Origin of the sequence: Specibacter sp. NPDC078709, from assembly GCF_040686795.1 — a bacterium.
GTDB lineage: Bacteria > Actinomycetota > Actinomycetes > Actinomycetales > Micrococcaceae > Specibacter.
The window spans coordinates 21293-36516 of the sequence record NZ_JBFBLU010000002.1 but is presented as its reverse complement, the minus strand read 5'-3'; the positions used below and the strand labels follow the sequence as shown (position 1 = coordinate 36516).

The window sequence follows — 15224 nt, the reverse complement described above, 5'->3', positions numbered from 1 at the left end:
CACCACCTCCATACCGAAGGGTAGACGCCCTTCCCTTACCAGGGTCCTCAGGAGCAGGGCCACGGGGTCGTAGCCGCGGCGCCGCCAACCGCTGCCAGTGCTGGGAATGGGAACTAAAAGAACAGTGGGCCTACTGGCCCGTGGGGTTGATGGGGGTGGCGCGGCCGTAGTGTCCAGCGCTCGTGCCAGGCAGCGGGATAACTGCGGACCCAATTCCGTTCGGCCATGGTTTTTGAACGTCAAGATGGATTGTGACAGGGCGTCCCGGTACTCCCCCGACGCGACAACGCGCAACAGCGGATGGCCGGCAACACTCATCAACGCATCGGCACTGTGTTCGGCCCGGAACGGCGCTGCTGTTTGTTTGCGCAGGACAGCAGCGCATTCGGGGCACAACGATTGGTCTTCGGCCCCACACACCACGCAGTCGGCAGGCAGCACCAAGTAGAGGAAGTCTCGCCACGCCGCCTCGCACCACAACCAAATCCTCAGCCACAACGTGCGGGCAGGGCCTCTGTGCCGGTGAGCTGTTGCATCCATGTCCCCAGCATGGACCCACACCCGGGCAGCGCGCCGGCCTCGGACGGTGTTTGTGGACAGGGCAACGACTACTCAGGCTGTGGAGGACGCAACCACGAACCGCAGACCATCCAGATCGCCAGCTATCCAGCCCTCAATCCAGCCAGCCCACCAATCCTCTTGCTATCCAGCGAATGACGCCTGTTGAAGTTCCTTGGCGTCGACTTCCCAGTAGTTACCCACGTTGGTGTAGAACTCAGAAGCAGTTTGGGCGTGCACGTTCCGCACTCCCGATCCAGCGCTCAGCCACTGCACCCCCTTGAGCTCATCCATCTGCACTGCAGGGACGGCGAGGTCCAGGACCTCAATGACCACCGGTTCTGTGGCTGACGGGTTCATGACCGCCACGCTGGAATCGCCAGCCCACACACCAAGGCTCGGCGTTCCAGAATGGAGCAGCCGGATGGGTGCGGTGAGCTCCTTGGGCAGCTCCCCTGTTTTGAAAATTCCTGTGATGCTGACCTTACTCACCCCGTTGGCCTCTGAAATCACCAAGGCTCTTGTCCCGTCACGGGACACCCGGAAGGTGTGTACTTGCTGCCCGACCAGCCATGGAACAGTCAGCAGGACAGGTGTCCCCAGCTTGCCGCCGTCGTCCGGGTCAATGGCCATCACCAGCCCAGAGCCATCCCCGGCAGCCGACCACAGCCAGCCATTAGGGGCAAAGGAGGGCGGCGTGAGCGCAACTCCCGCCAGGGTCAGCAGCGGCGCCTCATTAGCTTGGACAGTAAAAATCTGGTTACCCACACCTGACAGGAATGCGAAGTTCTTCCCCGAATAGGAAATCGCGGGCGCCGACGGCTCCAGATTGGCCACCGGCGAGACACCTGGGATGGGACCAATTTTGGTCCCATCGAAGGTGACCAGATCGCCCTGAGCGAGCGCAATCTGAGTAGGCGGAACGGGGTTGTCAACGATCATATGACTGACGTCGTCGCCGGTGCCGCCCATGTCTACGGACCTGTCGTCGGCCAAAAACTGGACCTCAGTGATGGTGTTTAGGCTCTTCTGGAACGTTGTCAGTAGCTGCGCGTTCATTTGTTGGCGCTGCTCAATGCTCGTTGCCAGCAACTGCTGGGCCGTCAAACCAACCTTGGCCTGACCGTTATTGACGGGCACTGAGTCGCGGTCAAGGGCCATCCCGCTAGGAAAGGCGCTAACCACGGCACCTTGCAGATACGGCGCCGGTCCCTGCAAAATCGCCTTGACAATGGAGGTGGCTGTACGCGAGGTCCGCCCGGCCAACCACCTGACATCAGGGACCCCGTAGGTAAAGGTGGGGTCGTAGAAGAACAGTGATACCGGCGCATACAGCGTCTGGAAGTTCGCCTCCGCGATGACCACGCCGTCGGGCACTTCAGAGATCCGCCACTGCCCATCCACTTGGACCAACTTCATGCTCAGCATCTCCGTGGATTCGGCCTTGGCAGGGGTTAGCACACCCGTGGCGTCCACGGAGGAGACTGCGTTAAAGGTCAGGTCAAAGACGCCGCTTTGCGCAGCTGGTGCCACGGCGAACGTGTCCTGATACACCAAGGTGCGTTTGTCCGGTGCCCAGGATTGAGCCAGCGCCGGGGTGAGATACTGCCGGGCAACTTGAAAATCGTCCGAAATACCTGTTCCAGAATCGATAAATCCGCGAATGATGCTCTCGGGCGCAGCCCCGTCCACGGGCGAAAACTGTTGCAAGCTGACGTTGACGGAGTTGTTCCGCGGAGCCAGCGGATCACTTTTTCCTACAGAACCGTGCATCGGAATGGCGGAGCACCCGGTGGCCACCAGAAGAACGACGACGACCATCGCCCACAGCGTCATGGCCCGGTTCCGCTGTGCGCGTGTGCCAGGACGGTGCTGGATTGAACGTTGGGTAAGAAGCTGCCGGTTCAGCTGTTCCATGCGGTTCATCAGTGGTTCACCTTCTCAGAGCTGTTCATGCCCGGATCGTCGCCCTCAGGGCCGCGCTTATCCACACCATTGTCACTATTGTGTTCAGCACTCTTAGCCATTTCGGTGACGGGTTTCATGCGGCCCAGCGCACCGACTACCCCTATCGATCCGGTGTGGGTCATCACTGGTCCGGTGTTCAAGGTGCTGGCACTGCTGGCCTGTCCGCCGTCGGGAGGGAGCGGAACCGGGGAATGAGTCAGAACTATTCCGCGCTTGCGGGGCAGGGTCAACCGGAAGCAAGATCCTTCTCCCGGGATTCCCCAAGCATCCAGCCAGCCATCGTGCAGCCGGGCATCTTCCATAGCGATCGAAAGGCCCAGGCCGCTGCCACCGGTGGTCCGGGCACGAGCAGAATCGGCCCGCCAAAACCTGTCAAAGACGTGGCCGACGGCGTCGGGAGACATGCCGATGCCATAGTCACGCACAGCAACCGCCACGGCACTCTCATCTGCCGAGACGTAAATCTTTACTGGGTTTCCTTCGCTGTGCTCAAGGGCGTTGAGCACCAGGTTACGAAGAATCCTATCCACCCGGCGCGAGTCCATCTCCACAATGCACTTGTGGTTGCGCAGCCGGGTCACCACCGAAAGCTCGGCCTTGTTCGCCTCGGCCACGGGCATGGCCCCGTCAATCACCGAATGGATGACGGAGAAGATATCCAACTGTTCCGCGTCAAGATCTGCCACACCCGCGTCAAAGCGGGAGATTTCCAAGAGATCCGCGAGCAAAAGCTCGAAGCGTTCAACCTGGTGAAAGAGCAGCTCCGAGGACCGCTTGTTGATGGGGTCAAAGTTTTCGCGGGCATCGTAGAGGACCTCGGCGGCCATCCGCACAGTCGTCAGAGGTGTGCGGAGTTCATGGGAGACGTCCGAAACGAATCGCTGTTGCATCTCCGAGAGCGTGCCCAGCGCCGTGATCTGGTCCTGCAACGAAGTGGCCATCTTGTTAAAGGACGTGGCCAATCTGGCCATCTCATCCTCACCGCTGACTTCCATGCGTTCTTCGAGTTCGCCGGCCGCCAACTTTTCCGAGACGGCAGCGGCTTCACTGACAGGCTTGACCACTGTCCGGGTGACATACCAGGCAATGGCGCCAATGAGCACGAGCAAGATTCCGCCAGCCACCCACAACACTGACTGGATGTAGTTCAGCGTCACTTGGGCGGTGTTCAAGTCATAGATCATGTAGAGCTCGTAGTTGGTTCGCAGCAGCTCCACTTGGCTGCCCACCACTACGGCAGGGCTGAATCCGGATTCGCCGGTGGGCAGTGCGATGGACTGCCAAAACTGGCTATCGGGATCTGCTTGAACTGCTTGGCGCAGCTCGTCCGGAATGATGGCTGTGGTGACACCGCCGGAGTCCGAGGAGCTCACAGCCAACCGGCTGTTCTGGCCAGGGATCTTGACCATCAGGTACTTGCGGGTGTCATCGGCGCCGCCGAGTTCCAGCAGGCGCAGGGTGTCCCCCACAAAGGTAGACATGCGCGGCTGATCGCTCAAGCTGGCGTTAGAAAAGCTCTCCTGCACTTGGGTAGCGCCACGAGCCGAATCCTGTTGAGCCTGGGCCAACCGTTCCTTGAATAGCCCGTTGGAAATCTGTCCTGCTAGGTAGCCACCAACACCTACCACTGCTACGGAGGCAATCAGCAAGGTGGTGACAACTGTGCGGAACTGCAAGGAGGTGCGCCAGCGGCGCATCCACGCAGCCCGAATCCAAGCGAACAGCCGAGCCGCAGCCCTGCCAACCGCAAAGAATATGCGGGCCGCCTGGGCGAGGAGAGCGCGCCAAAAACCAGTTTTTGAATCGTCCAGATCGCCCGCAGTATCCCTAACGCCTGAGGTGGTCACATCATCTGTGGTGGGCACCGTTTCTCCAGTAGGCACGGTTTCTCCAGTGGGCACAGCGGCAGCCGGAGTGGCCCCCGAAGGTGCGTGTCCGGCGTCGTGCTGGTCTTGATCTGCACTCATTCTGGGCTCACCCGCCGCACATGATAATCAGCGCTTACTGCCCGGCCTTGTAGCCGACGCCGCGAACCGTGAGAACCACTTCCGGGGCCTCGGGATCACGTTCAATCTTGGAGCGCAGACGCTGGACGTGGACGTTGACCAGGCGGGTGTCGGCGGCGTGGCGGTAGCCCCACACCTGCTCCAGCAACAGCTCGCGGGAGAAGACCTGCCAGGGTTTGCGGGCCAGCGCCACCAGGAGATCGAACTCCAACGGGGTCAGCGAAATGCGCTCACCGGCGCGGCGAACGGCATGGCCAGCGACGTCAATGCTGATCTCGCCAATGACAAGAGTTTCGGGGGCCTTGACGTCACCGGGACGCAGGCGGGCACGGACCCGGGCCACCAGCTCGGCGGGCTTGAACGGCTTGGCCACGTAATCGTCGGCTCCGGATTCCAGCCCACGCACCACATCAGAGGTGTCGGACTTGGCTGTCAGCATCACAATGGGTACATCGGATTCAGCACGGATCAGGCGGCAGATTTCAATGCCGTCAATTCCGGGCAGCATCAAATCCAGCAGGACCAGATCGGGCTTGCTGGACTGGAATGTCTCCAAGGCTTTGGCGCCGTCCGCACAGAATACCGGGTCAAACCCGTCATTGCGCAGCACAATACCAATCATCTCGGCCAGTGCTTCGTCATCGTCAACAACTAAAATACGTGCCTTCATACCTCTATATTTGCCTATAACCCGCACAATGTCCCTATCGACGCTCCACAGGCGCTCCCAATAGTTTCCGCAATGCCCGGCTTGTTCACAGGGAAAAGGTGCATCTTCCCGATAGGGTTTGATGATGGACGCAGCAACAGCATGGGTCCGCCGCGGATTTTGACGCTACTTGGTGGCTTCCGTTGCGGGGTATCTGGCCGTTGTTGCTGCCGTACACGTTTTTCACGGGGGAACTTTCAGGGAGCATCATGACGCAGGAACCACAGGACCCGAATCAGCCGGGTCACGGCGAGCAGCAGGGGCAGTCGGGTCATGGCGAGCAGCAGGGGCAGCCGGGCCAGCAGGGTCAGGGCCAGCAGGACTGGCAGGGGCCGGGTCAGCCGGGTCAGGGTCAGCCGGACTGGCAGGGGCAGGGTTGGCAAGGTCAACCGCCATTGCCTCCGCAGCAGCCTGCGGCCCAGCCGCAGCAGCCAGCTCAAGCCCAATGGGGTCAATACGGGCAACAGCCTCCGGTCCAACCGGCCCAGCCCCAGCAACCTCAGTGGGGTCAATACGGCCAGCAACCTCCGGCCCAGCCGGCTCAGCCTCAGCAACCCCAGTGGGGTCAGTATGCTCAGCAGCCTCAGCAGCCGCAGCAACCTCAGTGGGGTCAGTACGGACAGCAGCAGGCCCCTCAGTACCCCGGTCAGCCGCAGTACCCCGGTCAGCCGCAGTATCCAGGCCAGCCCCAGACCGGCTACAACAACTACATGGCACCTCCGAAGCCTGGCGTCATCCCGTTGCGCCCTCTGGGTCTGGGTGAAATCCTCGACGGCGCTTTCCAAGCCGCCCGACGCAACGGCAAGGCCATGTTCGGCTCCGCTCTGATCTTCCAACTGATCACGGTGGCCGCCACTCTTCTGGTCATGTTTTTGACCTTGGGCCAGTTCATGGTCGGGCTCCTGGACGGCACTATGCTCATCGATGGCAACAACGCCACCGATACCGACGCCTTCCTTGGCAGCATCCTCGGATTCACCGTTGCCATTGTGGTGACGGTTTTCATCTCCACACTGCTACAAATGGTCCTACAAGGCGCCCTAGTGGTTCCCGTGGTGCGGTCCGTACTCAACCGCAAAACAACTTTTGGCCAAATGTGGCAACTGACGAAGCCACGTATTGGCAGCCTCCTCCTACTCGCGGTGCTGTATGCCGTGGCCGCCCTGATCGCGGTCTTTGTGTACATTGCTGTGGTCGTATTACTGGTCCTGAGTCTGGGCTCCATGGACTCGGATTCAGCGGCGCTGGCAGGCGTTGGCCTGTCCCTGCTGCTGAGCCTGCCGTTCCTGGCCGTAGGCCTCTGGATCGGCACCAAACTGCTCGTGGCTCCGGCGGCGATCGTGGTGGATAACATTGGCGCTTTTGCAGCCATCAAACGTTCCTGGCAACTCACCAAGCGCAATTGGTGGCGGACCTTTGGAACGTACCTGCTGGCCGCGATCATCGCCGCTGTCATTACCGGGGTGATCACGACACCTGTGAGCTTCATCGTGGGCATGATCATGGGCATGATGAGCATCGAGTCCACCCCTGAACAGGCGCTCACCCAAACCATCATCGCTCAAATCATTTCAAGTGCCATCGGCGCATTGGTGGGTGCTGTCACCCTCGCGTTCCAGACCGGCGTCATGTCCTTGATCTATGTTGACTTGCGGATGCGCCGCGACGGTTTCGACCTCACCTTGCTCAAGGAGTCCGAAAGCGGCAAGGACGACGGCGGGATCCCCGGCTCCTCTGCTCGCGCAGACTTGGTGCCGGGCCCCTATACGCCGGGCAGCCCGCAACCTCCCAGCGCCTACTGATAGCAGCCTTGCCCCATGGTCTCTTCACTGGTGTTGCCCGCCCTGCGCTACCTCGAGGTCCCCGTTGTCCCGGGGGCCGATGAGGCGCGCCGTTGGGCGGCTGAAGAACTGGCCAAGCAGGCCTATCAAGATGCCAAGCCCGGCCTGGCGCGGCAGATCTTGGACCTGTTGGGCCGGGCCCTGTCGGAGCTCTTGGGAAACATGGGATCGGCAGATGGAAACATTGGGCTAGGCGTTGTCATTGGGCTGGTGGTGGTTGCCGTAGTGGTCATCATCTTGATCGTCAGGCCGCGGCTGAACCGCAGAAGGGCCGTAGACAAAGCGGTTTTTGCCCCTGATATGACGTTGTCGGCCGAACAGCACCGCAAACTTGCCAAGGCTGCCGCACAGGCCGGCGACTGGCACACCGCTATCAACGAACAGTTCCGGGCACTGGCCCGGGCCGGTGAAGAGCGCGATGTCACCGCCAGGACACTCGGGCGCACAGCCGTGGAAATTGCCAGGGAACTGGAGCTGGCTTTCCCCAGCGCCAGTTCCGATATCCGCCACGCGGCGGAGCTTTTCAACGCTGTCCGCTACGGAAAAGTCCCGCCCACCCAGTCCATGTACGAAGAGCTGGTAGCCACGGACACGGCCGTGGTACGAAGCTCACCGGTGTATGCCGATGATTTCACGGCGGTGTCCCTGTGACCATGCCTACCTCCCCTACCCCAGCCCCTGTGAGCACGGACTCGCCTGAGACAGCCGTTGCGCCCGATGGCACTGGCGAACAGGTATTTCACGCCGACGGCACCAGCTTTGGCCAGCGTTTGGCCGCCCGGTGGCGGAAGTATCGGTTCTGGATCATCGGCGCGGCAGTGTTTGTACTGTTGTCGCTGCTTGCCTTTCTGCTCAATGATTCAGGCAATCGCAGCATTGACGCCCTGGCCATTAACAACCCGGCCCCGGCCGGCGCCCAGGCCGCAGCATCGGTCCTAGAAAACCAAGGCGTGGATGTCACCGCCATCAAGTCACTGGCCGAGACCACCGATGCGCTGGCCCACAACCCCTACGGCAGCAGCACAGTGCTGTTTTATGATCCGAGGAACATTCTCAGTCCTGCTCAGGTTTCGGAGCTTGCCGCCGCCGTGGCGGAAAACGGTGCCAAGCTGCTGGCGATCACGCCCGGGCCGCTCACTGTAAAAAGCCTCAGCCCCGAAGTCAGCTCGGCCGGCACCACCGCCGGCAGTCAGCAAGTAGCTGCCCAGTGCGATCATCCAGATGCCGCGGCCGCTGGCTCCATCAGCGGCGGCGCTCCCGACCCAGCACTGGATGCGGGACCCGCCAAGGGTCCGCTGATGTTGTTCAAGGGTGCGCAGACGTGCTTCAGCCCCGAAGGAAAAGCAGGCACCTCTTCGGGTGGACTCTTGGCGAGCAACAGCGCCGGTGACATCACCGCATTGGGGTATTCCGGCGTCGTCAATAACCACAATCTGGCCCAGGCCGGGAATGCTGCGCTGACGTTTAGGCTATTGGGCAGCAAACCCAATCTGCTCTGGTACACCTCCTCTGTCAGTGACATCCCGCCGGCGCAAAACCCGCCTGGTCTGGCCGAACTGACCCCGGCGTGGATGTTCCCAGCCTCAGCGTGGCTGATGCTGGTGGCCCTGGTGGGTGTGCTGTGGCGCGGGCGCAGGAACGGCCCATTGGTGACCGAGCCGCTGCCGGTCATTGTGAAGGCCTCCGAAACCATGGCTGGCCGGGCACGGCTTTATCAGGATGCCCGGGCCGTGGATACTGCCACCCGAACGCTCCGGCATGCCTCGCTGACCCGGCTGGCGCGCACCCTTCGATTGGGGCACGCGGCTGATCCGTCCGCCGTTGTCGAAGCTGTTGCCGGGGCAAGTTCTCGCTCCAGCGCGCAGGTTCATGCCATTTTGCTGGGCGAGGCCCCCACGACTGAAAAAGACATGTTGAGAATCGCCGCCGATCTTGCGGCACTAGAGGAAGAAGTGGCCCGTCGATGACCATGCCCCACCCGGAGACGAACCCGGAATCCTACCCGCAGCCTGGCTACCCCGGCTCCCCCGCGCCGCAGTACCAGGGACAGCAGTACCAACAGCCGGGCCAGTACGAGCCACCGGCGCAGGCACCGCAACAAGTCCCCCAGCAGCTGCAGGCCGCGCCGAGTGCCTCGGCGCAGGCGTTGCTGGCGGTCCGGTCCGAGGTGGCAAAGGCCGTTGTGGGCCAGGACGACACCGTGACCGGGCTTCTTATCGCTCTGCTCGCGGGCGGCCATGTACTGCTTGAAGGCGTGCCCGGTGTTGCCAAGACCCTGTTGGTCAGGGCGCTGTCTACTGCGCTGAGTTTGGACACCAAGAGGGTGCAATTTACGCCTGACTTGATGCCAGGCGATGTGACTGGTTCCTTGATTTATGATGCCAGCACCTCCGCTTTCACCTTCCGTGAAGGCCCTGTTTTCACCAACATCCTGCTGGCTGATGAAATCAACCGGACACCTCCCAAGACCCAGGCCTCCTTGTTGGAAGCCATGGAAGAGCACCAGGTTTCCGTGGACGGCGTCTCACGCAAACTACCGGCCCCGTTCATGGTGGCCGCCACCCAAAACCCGGTCGAGTATGAGGGCACATACCCGCTGCCCGAGGCTCAATTGGACCGTTTCCTGCTCAAACTCACCATGGATCTGCCCGGCCGTGACGATGAGATCGAGGTGATTCGCCGGCACAGCTTGGGCTTTGACCCTCAGGATCTGCACGCAGCTGGTGTGCGAGCCGTGGCCGGAGCAACAGAACTGGCCCAGGCCCGCGAAGAAGTTGCCCAAGTCAATGTGGCCGGGGAAATCCTCGCCTATGTGGTGGATCTGGTCCGCGCTACCCGCACGGCGCCGTCGTTCCAGTTGGGTGTCTCACCGCGTGGTGCTACTGCCATTCTGAAGTCCGCCCGGGCGTATGCCTGGTTGTCGGGCCGCACCTTTGTGACCCCGGACGATATCAAGGCGCTCGCCTTGCCTACTCTCCGCCACCGTGTGGCGCTCCGCCCGGAAGCCGAGATGGATGGCGTTGCCGTGGATGGCATCCTGCTCTCCATTCTGGCCACCGTTCCGGTTCCGCGCTGATCCGGGCGTAGAACCATGGCTATTTCGGGCAGGTTTTTCTGGGTGGCATTGGCCGCCCTGATTCCGATTGTCCTTTTCCCGGGGCTAGTGACCTGGGTAGTGGCTGTCTCGGTGCTCCTCCTGTTATTGGTGGTGGATCTGGTCTTTGCAGCCTCGCCACGGAAGGTTTCTGTCCGCCGCACCATCCCTTCCGGGGTCCGGCTGGGCGAACCGGCGACGGCTGTGGTGCGGCTTTCCAATAACTCCACCACGGCGTTGAACGCTCAAGTGAAGGACGGTTGGCAGCCCTCGGCCGGTGCCGGAAATGCCCTGCAACAGCTCCGGATCCGAGCCGGTGAACGGGCTGCTATGAGTGTTGAGCTGCTGCCGTCCCGGCGCGGCGATCTGGCGACCCATCACCTCACCATCCGCTCCTTTGGGCCGCTGGGGATGGCCGCCCGGCAACACACCATCATGGCTCCGGGCGTATTGCGGGTGTTACCGCCGTTCCACTCCAAACGGCACCTACCCTCCAAACTTCGCAAGCTGCGCGAGCTCGACGGCAAGGCCGCTGTACAAATCCGTGGAGCCGGTACAGAATTCGATTCACTGCGCGACTACGTCCGTGGCGATGATGTCCGTTCCATTGACTGGCGTGCCACGGCCCGCCGCCAAGACGTGGTGGTGCGCACCTGGCGACCCGAGCGCGACCGCCGCGTGGTCATCGTCTTGGACACCTCCCGCACCTCAGCCACCCGAATTGACGATGAAACGGCCCTCGACACCGGGATCGAAGCGTCTCTCTTGTTGGCTGTTTTGGCCGAACGTGGCGGGGACCGGGTCAGCCTGGTGGCCTACGATCGCCGGGTGCGGGCCAAGGTTTCCTCCACCGGCAAGGGCAATATGCTCAATGCCATGGTGCAGGGTCTGGCCCCACTGGAACCGGAACTGATTGAGTTCAATGCCCAGGGAATTGCTGGGCAGGTCCGGGATGTCACAGCTCACCGTGCCTTGGTGGTGTTGGTGACCTCGCTGGACGCCGGGGCCGCTGAAGAGGGACTGATTCCATTGGTCACCACGCTCTCCCAAAAACATTTGGTGGTGGTGGCTGCCGTCCGCGATCCAGATCTGGAGCGGGCCCGGCTAGAACGCTCAACCAGCACCTTGGCCTACCGCGCGGCAGCGGCCGAACACGCGCTCAACCGGCGCGAAGCCATCACGGCCTATCTCCAACAGGCCGGGGTGGAAGTGGTCGACGCAGCACCTCAAGAACTGCCCCCGAAACTGGCCGATCTGTACATCAAACTCAAGGCCGCTGGCCGGCTCTAGCCAATTTGGGTGTTCTCAGCCACATAGGATTTACGGTGAGAAGCATCATTGCCGTCGCAGTCGGCACAAATATTCTGAATTAGATTTGCCCGGAATCAAAGGGGACCTCAACGTTGACTTTATCTACGCCCTTCACCCACTTACGTCCAGTCGAGTCAATCAGGTCAATACTCGTTACACGAGCAACAATTGACATGATTGAAAGATTGGAGTATCTCGGATCCCCACTGCCAATAAGGCTTATGCAGAAACTTCGATCGCTGTCCAGATTATAGGAAACTGTATCGCCCGGACGAAAGGGTTCATAATAGTCCGAATCCGCTTCCCACATCCTCATGCCGTCATGCTTCGTATGCGTAAATTTTGACCAATTTGACGTATGAATGACGGCTGACACAGGCTCTTCAGGGTTAAATGCTAAGTCAATGCCGAAAGAATTATCACGGGCAACTATAGGTGATCTCAACTGGTTTTCAGCCATGTTCCACTTCGGCCGGTAGTAGATGCGCCACTCGATGGAGACCTTTTGAATGCGTACAGGGAGATCACCATCGTTCGCAATCTGCAATAAAATGTCCTCATCCAAATACAGGACCGTGGTTGACAACGATCCATCATTGATGGTCTGTTTTATCCACCCTTTCGGCACATCCCCTATATTCTCGCTTCCACCTCCCATAGTCCTGAACGCTATTGGCGTATGCGCACCTTCAATCCAAACACTCGTCGAGTTGGCTGATTTTTCAAGCTCCTGTTGGTTTCTCAGGATCAATGACTTTGTCGCCTGGACGCGACTCTTAGACTCGCCCCTGTAAGTAGCGACACCCACCCAGAGGGCAATTACCGTTGCCAGCGCGGCCACTGACGCCGCAATCGCTTGCAACCAATCCGTAAAATTCATTCAAAACCTTTCACAACAGAGGTCTCTGACCCTAATTTCGGCTGTCGGCGATCATAAACAGGTCCGCTGCCTATGCCGTTGGGACAATCTTGATCACTATTTTCAATAATGAGAGCCGGGAAGGCTACCCAGAGCATTAATCAGCCCCGCGCGTTACCCAGCGTAGGCCCTTGCAGTTTCATGGCTTTCAGCCGAGCCGCAAGAACTTTGGACAAAGTCCCGTGCCCGCCCTCGGTGAGGTGGACGGCGTCGGCCATCTTGTTTCCGACGCCGTAGCGGGTGATCCAATCACCGGTGCTAATAAACGGGACGCCGTTGCGTTTGGCGAAACCGGCCAGCAGCGTATCCACATGAGTGCGCCGGCCGCCGTCCTTCCCGCCGCGGGCCAGTGTGCCGATGAACAGGAATTTTGCCCGCGGATAGCTGGCCTGCAGTTCGCGCAACAGTCCCGTTGCACTGGCCAGGATCTGGGCGTCGCTGGCGCCCCTGGCAGCGTCGTTGCCACCGCCTTGCACCACCACCAGCGCGGGGTTTCCGTAGGGAAGGAGCATTTGGCCGCTGTCCAATGCGTCAAGATAGTTACCCCTGCGCCCAGAAGCAGCCGTGAAACCGGTGCCGCCGGCACCCACAAAGTCCACCGTGTAGCCGCGCTCGGCGAGCCCGCGCACCACCCACGTTTGCGCTGATGAGACGCCCACAGCCCCGGAGGATTGCGAGTCCCCAATCAGCACAGCCGTGCGCCACACCTCCGGATTGAGTATTTCGCGCCGGCCCGAGGCAGGGTTGAGGACCAAAGTACCTGACGGTAAATCCCACACCGTGGCGACTTCATTCTGGGCCGGCGGGGCTGAGGCTCGGCCGCCGTCGGGCACGGTATTGCGTTCGGGATAGTTCAAAGGAAGCGGCGGGTAGCTCGGTAATTCTGTAGGGACGGGGTCACTCGCTGCGGCCCTGTCAGTCTCCCCCGTGGGGACAACTGCGCCTGACCCCAGTCCCAGCAGCACCATGGCGGCCACCAGCAGCACACCGGCGCCTTGGCGCGCCCATCTGAGTATTCGTCCCCCGGCCATGGCCCAATTCTCCCCCACGATTGGCGCCGTTGATGTAAACATTACGCCCGACACTCCGGCGCGAAACCGGAGCCCCGGCGAATGCAACGCGTCACTTAGGCGTTGCGGATGTCACCGAGCGCTTGAGCCACATCCAACGACCTACTCAGCACCGCCCGCGCCTCCCGCGGAGTGAGCTGTGCAAGACCGGATTCCTCCGTAATACGCAGCTGATTCAGCCCCGATTCAGCCAGCCCCAGCTTCCGCCACGGCCGCATGATCCGCTCCACCAAGGCAGAGTACGACGCCGGCACCTGGCCTGAGCTGGCTGGCACCGTCCCAGCCCACACTCCCATGCCGGATTCGAGGGCGCCTGCCAGCGTTTCCCAGTGCCCGCCATCGAGCATATTGAGGGGCACGGCCACGGCATCGACACCGGATTCCAGTGCGATTTCTAGAGCTTGCCGCCACGAGGTGGCCTCGGCCGCGTGCGTACTGTTGCCGTTATCTCCTGGCATCCCCTCGGCAGAAGCCTTTTCAGCCAGTGCCTTCTCCGCGGGGGCCAGATTGAGAGCGACCTGGCTGAAACCAGCGTCACGTGCCGCCGCCACCAGATCACTCCAGATATGGCGCAATTCTGAGCGCGGAATGGCCCGCAGCGTCCGGTAGCCCGAAGATGTGGGAATGCTCCCGGCGAGGACAGCAGCAATGTGCGGCTCATCAATTTGCAAGGTCAGCGCAGCACCTGGAATAGCGCTCTGGACCTTGAGCGCGTGGGCGTGTAGTCCCGCTGCCAAGGACTGCGCAATGTCTCGCCGAGCACCGTGATCGCGCACGGCCCGTTCACCGTAATGCAGATGAATGGAAGCAGCCAAGGAAAACGGCCCCACCGACTGAACCTTGAACGCTGACGGTGAGAGTTCGCCGGCACCCACCACATCGGCGAGGACGTTGATGTCGGTGGACAGCGCCGATTCCGCGCGCAGAAAATCCAGACCGGGCCTATCCACAAAGCGCCAACCGTAGGGCTGGACGTCTACCGGTAGTTCGGTCAGTAGCGCGGCCGTGCGGCCAATGCTGTCCGAGCCCACGCCGCGGCTCGGAAGCTGCGGCAGAAACGGCAGGTTCGGGCTAGGGAAAATACCGAGTGAAACCTTGGCGGCCTCAACCGGGTCGGTACCGGGCCACGAGCCCAAAGCCGTTGCAGTGGCAGTGTCAACAAACGCACTGACCGGTTCCGCTACGGGACTAGGAGTGTGCTCAGGTGAGGGATTCACGGAAGCTGCGTGCCGGCGTCGTCCGTCTTGGCGGCAGTCTGCGGCTGCGTATCTGCCACAAACCCCAGACCGTCCTGGCTGACCACCGGAACACCCCCGGTGGCGGCTGCTGCGGAGTGGCTTTGGGAGATGGCCTGATGGTGGTGGATGACCTCGCTGATAATGAAATTCAGGAACTTCTCGGCGAAAGCGGGATCCAGATGGGCAGACTCGGCGAGGGCGCGCAGGCGTTGGATCTGGGCCTTCTCCCGGCCCGGATCGCCCGCAGGAAGCTGGTGCTTGGCCTTGAGAATGCCCACGCGCTGGGTGGCCTTAAAGCGTTCGGCCAGCAGGTAGACCAGGGTGGCATCGAAGTTGTCGATGCTGGAGCGGATGGACAGCAGCTCCGCCATGATGGCCGGGTCCACGGCTCCGCTCAGGGAACTGGCGGTCGGGTCAAAATCTTCGACGGACAAGTGCTCTGCGTGGCTCGATTCGGTCATGAAAACAGTTTAGGCGGTGCCCGGCGGGGACAAAAACACTGTCCATGCC

13 protein-coding genes are annotated in these 15224 nt (G+C 61.3%); 5 read left to right on the top strand and 8 right to left on the bottom strand.

Going from position 1 to position 15224, the window contains the following annotated elements:
* Window positions 1-702 precede the first annotated feature (702 nt).
* From AB0P14_RS04275 to AB0P14_RS04260, 4 genes are all read right to left on the bottom strand, one after another.
* Window positions 703-2484, bottom strand: a complete 1782-nt coding sequence (locus tag AB0P14_RS04275) for an LpqB family beta-propeller domain-containing protein (protein WP_363838282.1) — start codon at window positions 2482-2484, stop codon at window positions 703-705.
* Entirely contained in the window at window positions 2484-4493 is a 2010-nt protein-coding gene (gene mtrB / locus AB0P14_RS04270) for an MtrAB system histidine kinase MtrB (RefSeq protein ID WP_363838279.1), read from the bottom strand. The genes AB0P14_RS04275 and mtrB overlap by 1 nt, the downstream gene beginning before the upstream one ends.
* A 34-nt stretch (window positions 4494-4527) precedes the next feature.
* The gene (mtrA, locus tag AB0P14_RS04265) at window positions 4528-5202 is read right to left on the bottom strand and encodes an MtrAB system response regulator MtrA (protein WP_062286912.1); all 675 of its coding nucleotides are present in this window, start codon (window positions 5200-5202) and stop codon (window positions 4528-4530) included.
* Between the two features lie 236 nt (window positions 5203-5438).
* Window positions 5439-5753 carry a hypothetical protein gene (locus AB0P14_RS04260; RefSeq protein WP_363838274.1) on the bottom strand — a complete coding sequence of 105 codons (315 nt, stop codon included), beginning with the start codon at window positions 5751-5753 and terminating at the stop codon, window positions 5439-5441.
* Window positions 5754-5951: 198 nt separating this feature from the next.
* On the opposite strand from AB0P14_RS04260, the gene AB0P14_RS04255 reads away from it, so the two are divergent.
* Genes AB0P14_RS04255 through AB0P14_RS04235 form a run of 5 tightly spaced genes read left to right on the top strand, consistent with a single transcriptional unit; the run spans window position 5952 to window position 11466 of the window.
* Complete coding sequence (locus AB0P14_RS04255) at window positions 5952-7043, top strand: glycerophosphoryl diester phosphodiesterase membrane domain-containing protein (protein ID WP_363838272.1); 1092 nt, start codon at window positions 5952-5954, stop codon at window positions 7041-7043.
* Window positions 7044-7058: 15 nt separating this feature from the next.
* Window positions 7059-7733 carry a DUF4129 domain-containing protein gene (locus AB0P14_RS04250; RefSeq protein ID WP_363838270.1) on the top strand — a complete coding sequence of 225 codons (675 nt, stop codon included), beginning with the start codon at window positions 7059-7061 and terminating at the stop codon, window positions 7731-7733.
* Between the two features lie 29 nt (window positions 7734-7762).
* The gene (locus AB0P14_RS04245) at window positions 7763-9049 is read left to right on the top strand and encodes a DUF4350 domain-containing protein (protein ID WP_363838267.1); all 1287 of its coding nucleotides are present in this window, start codon (window positions 7763-7765) and stop codon (window positions 9047-9049) included.
* The gene (locus AB0P14_RS04240) at window positions 9046-10158 is read left to right on the top strand and encodes a MoxR family ATPase (RefSeq protein WP_363838264.1); all 1113 of its coding nucleotides are present in this window, start codon (window positions 9046-9048) and stop codon (window positions 10156-10158) included. The genes AB0P14_RS04245 and AB0P14_RS04240 overlap by 4 nt, the downstream gene beginning before the upstream one ends.
* 15 nt (window positions 10159-10173) lie before the next feature.
* Window positions 10174-11466 (top strand): DUF58 domain-containing protein, encoded by a 1293-nt coding sequence (locus AB0P14_RS04235; RefSeq protein WP_363838262.1) that lies wholly within the window; start codon window positions 10174-10176, stop codon window positions 11464-11466.
* 79 nt (window positions 11467-11545) lie between these two features.
* On the opposite strand, the gene AB0P14_RS04230 is transcribed toward AB0P14_RS04235, so the two are convergent.
* The 4 genes from AB0P14_RS04230 to AB0P14_RS04215 form a co-directional block, all read right to left on the bottom strand.
* A complete protein-coding gene (locus tag AB0P14_RS04230) occupies window positions 11546-12367 on the bottom strand; it encodes a hypothetical protein (protein ID WP_363838260.1) in 822 nt (273 codons plus the stop codon).
* 140 nt (window positions 12368-12507) lie between these two features.
* A complete protein-coding gene (locus tag AB0P14_RS04225) occupies window positions 12508-13455 on the bottom strand; it encodes an SGNH/GDSL hydrolase family protein (protein ID WP_363838257.1) in 948 nt (315 codons plus the stop codon).
* A gap of 77 nt (window positions 13456-13532) precedes the next feature.
* Window positions 13533-14693, bottom strand: a complete 1161-nt coding sequence (locus AB0P14_RS04220) for a hypothetical protein (RefSeq protein WP_363838255.1) — start codon at window positions 14691-14693, stop codon at window positions 13533-13535.
* The gene (locus AB0P14_RS04215) at window positions 14690-15175 is read right to left on the bottom strand and encodes a chorismate mutase (RefSeq protein WP_363838252.1); all 486 of its coding nucleotides are present in this window, start codon (window positions 15173-15175) and stop codon (window positions 14690-14692) included. Before AB0P14_RS04215 ends, AB0P14_RS04220 begins: the two co-directional genes overlap by 4 nt.
* Between the last annotated feature and the right edge of the window lie 49 nt (window positions 15176-15224).

Bases quoted from the DNA above. Each gene is read 5' to 3' on its own strand.
- AB0P14_RS04275 (WP_363838282.1), bottom strand. From the start codon at position 2,484: ATGAACCGCATGGAACAGCTGAACCGGCAGCTTCTTACCCAACGTTCA.
- mtrB (WP_363838279.1), bottom strand. From the start codon at position 4,493: ATGAGTGCAGATCAAGACCAGCACGACGCCGGACACGCACCTTCGGGG.
- mtrA (WP_062286912.1), bottom strand. From the start codon at position 5,202: ATGAAGGCACGTATTTTAGTTGTTGACGATGACGAAGCACTGGCCGAG.
- AB0P14_RS04255 (WP_363838272.1), top strand. From the start codon at position 5,952: ATGGCACCTCCGAAGCCTGGCGTCATCCCGTTGCGCCCTCTGGGTCTG.
- AB0P14_RS04250 (WP_363838270.1), top strand. From the start codon at position 7,059: ATGGTCTCTTCACTGGTGTTGCCCGCCCTGCGCTACCTCGAGGTCCCC.
- AB0P14_RS04240 (WP_363838264.1), top strand. From the start codon at position 9,046: ATGACCATGCCCCACCCGGAGACGAACCCGGAATCCTACCCGCAGCCT.
- AB0P14_RS04235 (WP_363838262.1), top strand. From the start codon at position 10,174: ATGGCTATTTCGGGCAGGTTTTTCTGGGTGGCATTGGCCGCCCTGATT.
- AB0P14_RS04230 (WP_363838260.1), bottom strand. From the start codon at position 12,367: ATGAATTTTACGGATTGGTTGCAAGCGATTGCGGCGTCAGTGGCCGCG.
- AB0P14_RS04215 (WP_363838252.1), bottom strand. From the start codon at position 15,175: ATGACCGAATCGAGCCACGCAGAGCACTTGTCCGTCGAAGATTTTGAC.